Raw genomic sequence first — 5174 nt, 5'->3', positions numbered from 1 at the left:
GACATCAAGGCGCTGATCACGGAATCGAATACGGAAGTGAACCAGGGCGCCGGGCTGGTGAAGCAGACCGGCGCGGCGCTGGCCGAGATCGTTACCGCCGTGCAGAACGTGTCGGGCATCATCGGCGAGATCGCCAATGCCAGCCAGGAGCAGACCACGGCGCTCAACGAGGTCAACATCGCCTTCACCGCGATGGATGAGATCACCCAGAAGAATGCTGCCCTGGTCGAGGAAACCCATGCCTCGACCCAGATGCTGGCCAACCAGTCGAACCTGCTGGCCGGACTGGTGCGCTTCTTCCGCACCGGCGGCGCCGAGCAGGAGCGCCGCACCAGCCGGCGCGAGGCCGGCGGCCCGCATGACCACGTGACCCTGAGCGGTCGCCAGGTGCCGTTGTGCAACTGGAGCACGGCCGGCCTGCTGTTCGGCCCGATGGAAAACCCGCCGCCAGCCAACAAAGACATCACCGTGAAGGTGAATGTCGATGTCGATGGCAGGATGCTGAATTTCGACGCCGAGGTGAAAGTGGCGCGCGTGACCGACGGCTATGTCGGCGTCGGCTTCCGCCGGCTCGACGCGGAGGTCCAGACAGCGATCCGCCGCCATTTCGGTCGGGAGTAGGGTGCGGGGCAGGCGCTACGGCGCCAACAGCCCGGCATATTCCCTTTTCCGCTTCAGCCAGGCCGCCGCATAGCTGCAAACCGGCACCACCTTCAGCCCTTCGGCCTGGATAATCCGCATCATGCCTTCCATCAGCCGGCCAGCGGCGCCGCTGCCGCGTAAGGAGATCGGCGCTTCGACATGGGTGATGATCACGGTGTCGCCCTGGCGCCGGTAATTGGCGAACACGGTCTGGCCGTCGACATCCAGTTCGAACCGGCTGCGCCCGGCATTGTCGGTCACGGTGTTGCTGGTCATGGCATTGTCAGTGGCGGGATGGTTCATGGCGCTGCCCTATTTCTTGTATTTTCAGATTAGGGCAGGGCGCCGGCCGGATAAAGCCCGGGCGGATGCTTCATGCCCTTGACGAAAATCAAGGGCTTGTATGCAGCCCATGATAGGATTGCCGTAATTCGTGCGAGGCGCCTGATTAACACGGAAGAATCATGACGACCCCGAGAATGTCTGCCGAGCAAACGCGCGCGACGCTGAAAGCGCTTGAGCAGGCGCTTGCCCATCACGAAGAATGGGCCCTGGCGCTGCATGGCGCCCTGATCTGTCGCCTGGAACCCGATCCGCGGGACCTGGATCCCGACGCACATCACCTGTGCCAGTTTGGCCAGTGGTATTGCCGGCACGGGATCGCCGCGCTGGAACAGCATCCCGGCTTCATTGAGATCGGGGTTACGCATGAGCAGGTACACCAGAATGCGGCGCGCCTGCTGCGCCAGTCCTTGGCCGGCGCTCCCATTCCGATTGCCGATTACCGGATTTTTGTCGCCGCGCTGAAACGGTTTCGCGAGGACATCGCGATCATCCAGCATGAGCTGGAGGATGCGCTAGCCAACCTTGATCCGCTGACGGGAACGCCGAACCGTGCCGGCATGCTGAGCGCGCTGCGCGAGCAGAAGGAACTGGTCAAGCGCAAGGTGCATCCATGTTGCGTTGCGATGTTAGATCTGGATCATTTCAAGCGGGTGAATGACAAATACGGTCATGCCGTCGGCGACAGGGTCCTGATTGCGATTGCGCAGCATGTGACGGCGCATCTGCGCCCGTACGACAAGATATTCCGGTATGGCGGCGAGGAATTTCTGGTCTGTTTGCCGGATGCCGACCTGCAGGTTGGGTATGACATCGTCGATCGGCTGCGAGAACAGCTTGCGGAACTACCCCATACGGCGGATGGCACGGAAACATTTCATGTCACCGTCTCGTTCGGCCTGGCCCTGCTGGACCCGGACATACCGGTGGAACAGTCGGTCGACCGTGCCGACAAGGCGCTCTATGCCGCCAAGGCGGGTGGCAGAAACCGGGCCGTGACCTGGGACGCATCGATGAAAATGCTGCAGGCGTGACGCCACCGCCTGCCTGACGGCCTGCGCCGCCTGCTTGCCGGGCAGGTCTTTTGTTGCTATTATGTTCTGGTTGGTTGGCCCGCCATAACGAACAATCTTGTATGCGTTTGCCCGCTTGGAACCGGAGCGGGCCCTTCGCATTTGTGGCCACCGCCAAACCAGCAAAAACCACCGAATCGCGACGCAAACCCATCAAGCCCGCCACAGAAACCGATGCACGCCGCCCAGGCGCGACTGATTTTGGCAAAACGCACCGCAAACCGACGCAAAACCCCCGATTTGATATCAGTGATATCATTAATATCACTCTCGCCGGGCGGGGCCGGGGCAGGTAGCCTGCCGCCATGATTCGCGTCACCCATCGCATCAGCCTCGATCCGCGCGAGATCGAGACCAGTTTCATCCGTGCCTCCGGTCCCGGCGGACAGAATGTCAACAAGGTCTCGACCGCCGTACAACTGCGCTTCGATGTGCGGCGCTCCGCGTCGCTGCCCGATGACGTGCGGGCGCGGCTGGAAGCACTGGCCGGCAGCCGGCTGACCAACGAGGGCGTTCTGGTGCTCACCGCGCAGCAGCATCGCAGCCAGGACCGCAACCGGCAGGATGCGCTGGACCGTCTGGTGGCGCTGATCCAGCGCGCCGCAGTGGCGCCCAAGGCGCGCCGCGCGACGCGGCCGACGCTGGGCTCGAAAAAGCGCCGGCTGGAATCGAAAAGCAAGCGCGCGGCGGTGAAAAGCGGTCGCGGCCGGCCCGCGACGGATTGAGGCAATGTCGAAATTCGCAACACATTCGCCCAGATGCCGCCATATTCCACCGGCACAACGACAGCATCCCTCCTTGCGTAAAAGCCGCTCATGATATTTCACCGTTTCACCGCAGGATCGTTCTGCCTTGCCGCGCTTGTTTGCCCGCTGCCTGCCGTCGCGCAGGATGCGGCATCCGAGAAACCCGTTGCGGCGGTGAGCCGTAAAACCGACCCGCAGCAGCAGGTCGGCATTTTCAGTTTCGTGCTGGAGAACGATCTTTTTTATGATACCGACCGCCGCTACACCAACGGAGTGCGCCTCAGCTACCTGACGCCCAGGGGCGGCGAGCCTGACTGGGTGCGCGATGCGGCGATGCAGGTGCCGATGTTCGACGGCCGCAGTGACATCCGCGTCGAATTCGCGCTCGGACAGAACATGTATACCGCCTCCGACAAGCTGTTGCGCGACCCGCCGGAGACGGATCGGCCTTATGCCGGCTGGCTCTATGGCTCGGTCGGCGTGGTGGCGCGTACCGGATCGGTGCTCGACCAGATGCTGGTCAGCATCGGCGTGGTCGGTCCGGCCGCCCTGGCGCATGAGACGCAGGATTTCATCCACAGCATTGTCAACTCGCCTGAGGCGCAGGGCTGGGACAGCCAGCTCAAGAACGAGCCAACCCTGCAGTTCACCTATCAGCGCAGCTGGCAGTCGCCGGAATTCAGACTGCCGGGCGGCTTCGGCGTCGATGCCACGCCTCATGCCGGCGCGGCTTTGGGCAACGTCTTCACTTATGCCAATACAGGCATGATGTTCCGCTTCGGTCACAACCTGCCGATCGATTACGGTCCGCCGCGGGTGCAGCCCAGTCTGCCGGGCTCGGGCTATTTCGAGCGCGCGCCGGGTGGCTTCGGCTGGTATCTGTTCGCCGGCGTCGATGGCCGTGCCGTGGCGCGTAACATTTTCCTCGATGGCAATACCTTTGCCGACAGTCGCAGCGTCGATAAGGAAACCTTCGTCGGCGATGCCCAGTTCGGTCTCGCCATGGTGATCGATGGGGTGCGGGTGGCCTATACCCATGTGCTGCGCACACGGGAATATGCAGGCCAGGATACCGACGACCAGTTCGGCGCCTTCAGCGTATCGTTTGCCTTTTGAGGCCTAGGGGCTAGAGCGGAGTGAAGGTTGTGGTGACCTCTTCGCGCGCGAAGCTGCTGCCATCTGGCAGCCGGTCGCCGAAGCTGTAGATCGTGGCACCGATCATCTGGCGCACCTGGCCGTCCTCGCCAGCCAGCGGCAGCACGACGCGTTCGCCCACGCCGCTGCCCCCCAGATTGACGAAGACCCGCCCGGCCCCATGCAGGATTGCTGGTTCTTCGCAGACCCGGCGATACCGCTCCAGCACCACCGGCAGGACCGCGGCCGGCATGATCTGCTCCAGCGGCGTGCCGGGCAGCGAATTGGGCAGCAGCCGGCGGATTTCCTCGCCGGCGACCCGCAGGGTGAAGCCGCGGGTCGCCGGGTCGTAGTCATAGAGGAACAGGTGGGGGACCAGGGCCGGCAGGTGAAAGATGTCGAAATCGCCACGCCGCGTCACGCGCTCACCGGCACGGCGGCTGGCGAACCAGTGGCCGACGAAGGCGTGCAACGCGGGGGAGCGGATTTTCTGCGGGGCGGCGGGGGCGGACGGCACAGTTTCACTCGCGGGATGGCTGCCACCCAGCGTTCCAGAAAACCGGCCGCCATGGAATAGGCGGGGGGATTATTCCGCCGCCTGGGGTGGGTGCTTGAGGCTGTCCTCGAAGGCGGCCAGGGTGTTGCCCAGGCTGTTGCCCTCCGGGTCGGCCAGAGCGGTGGTGCGGGCCTGTATCAGGGCATCGACCGCCTGTGTTACCGGAATACGGCCATCCAGCGTGGGCAGGATCACGCGCTCACGGATCAGCGCAAAGTTTCCGGCGCCGCGCCTGAAGGTATCGCCATACCCCTTGATCAGCCGGGCGCAGTCGGTGATCTCACGCGCCAGCGCCACGTCGATCTTCGCCGCCCGTCCGATCAGGTCGAGCCAGTCGGTGATGCGGGCCTGTTCCTCGGCAAAGCGGAAGCTGCGCGGCCGCCAGCGCCGCAAGCCGGCCAGCAGGCGCAGCCTGAGATAGCCGCCGATGCGGTTCGACTGCACCGTCATGCCCATATGCAGCGTATCGAGCCAGCCGCGCCGGATGCTGACATCGATGATGCGGCGCGCCAGGGCGGGCGGCAGCAGTGAGGCGATTTCCTCGATGCCGGGCTTGAGGAAGTCGGCCACCGCATAGGGCTGGCCCGGCTTGATGCGCGTTTCGCGTTCGATGGCGGCGAACCGTTCGGGCTTCAGTTTGAGTTGCGCCACCCGGATCACATCCTCGAAGCTCATGCGCAG

7 protein-coding genes are annotated in these 5174 nt (G+C 64.0%); 4 read left to right on the top strand and 3 right to left on the bottom strand.

Going from position 1 to position 5174, the window contains the following annotated elements:
• The coding region (locus Q1J79_RS18260; protein WP_300303199.1) for a methyl-accepting chemotaxis protein at nt 1–621 on the top strand (621 nt) is incomplete at its 5' end.
• Between the two features lie 15 nt (nt 622–636).
• Here Q1J79_RS18260 and Q1J79_RS18255 read toward each other — a convergent pair.
• Nucleotides 637–945 (bottom strand): GNAT family N-acetyltransferase, encoded by a 309-nt coding sequence (locus tag Q1J79_RS18255; RefSeq protein WP_300303198.1) that lies wholly within the window; start codon nt 943–945, stop codon nt 637–639.
• Nucleotides 946–1106: 161 nt separating this feature from the next.
• Here Q1J79_RS18255 and Q1J79_RS18250 point away from each other — a divergent pair, with 161 nt between their 5' ends.
• From Q1J79_RS18250 to Q1J79_RS18240, 3 genes are all read left to right on the top strand, one after another.
• Entirely contained in the window at nt 1107–2018 is a 912-nt protein-coding gene (locus Q1J79_RS18250) for a diguanylate cyclase (RefSeq protein WP_300303196.1), read from the top strand.
• Nucleotides 2019–2362: 344 nt separating this feature from the next.
• The gene (arfB, locus tag Q1J79_RS18245; protein WP_300303194.1) at nt 2363–2782 is read left to right on the top strand and encodes an alternative ribosome rescue aminoacyl-tRNA hydrolase ArfB; all 420 of its coding nucleotides are present in this window, start codon (nt 2363–2365) and stop codon (nt 2780–2782) included.
• 90 nt (nt 2783–2872) lie between these two features.
• Complete coding sequence (locus tag Q1J79_RS18240) at nt 2873–3919, top strand: lipid A deacylase LpxR family protein (protein ID WP_367183017.1); 1047 nt, start codon at nt 2873–2875, stop codon at nt 3917–3919.
• 10 nt (nt 3920–3929) lie between these two features.
• On the opposite strand, the gene Q1J79_RS18235 is transcribed toward Q1J79_RS18240, so the two are convergent.
• Nucleotides 3930–4454 carry a PAS domain-containing protein gene (locus Q1J79_RS18235; protein ID WP_300303190.1) on the bottom strand — a complete coding sequence of 175 codons (525 nt, stop codon included), beginning with the start codon at nt 4452–4454 and terminating at the stop codon, nt 3930–3932.
• Nucleotides 4455–4523: 69 nt separating this feature from the next.
• Nucleotides 4524–5174, bottom strand: a 651-nt coding sequence (locus tag Q1J79_RS18230) for a DUF6537 domain-containing protein (RefSeq protein WP_367183016.1), incomplete at its 5' end; no start/stop codon positions are given.

Source organism: Ferrovibrio sp., assembly GCF_029255545.1.
In the GTDB taxonomy this organism is placed as follows: Bacteria; Pseudomonadota; Alphaproteobacteria; order Ferrovibrionales; family Ferrovibrionaceae; genus Ferrovibrio.
This window is presented reverse-complemented; position numbering and strand designations above follow the sequence as displayed.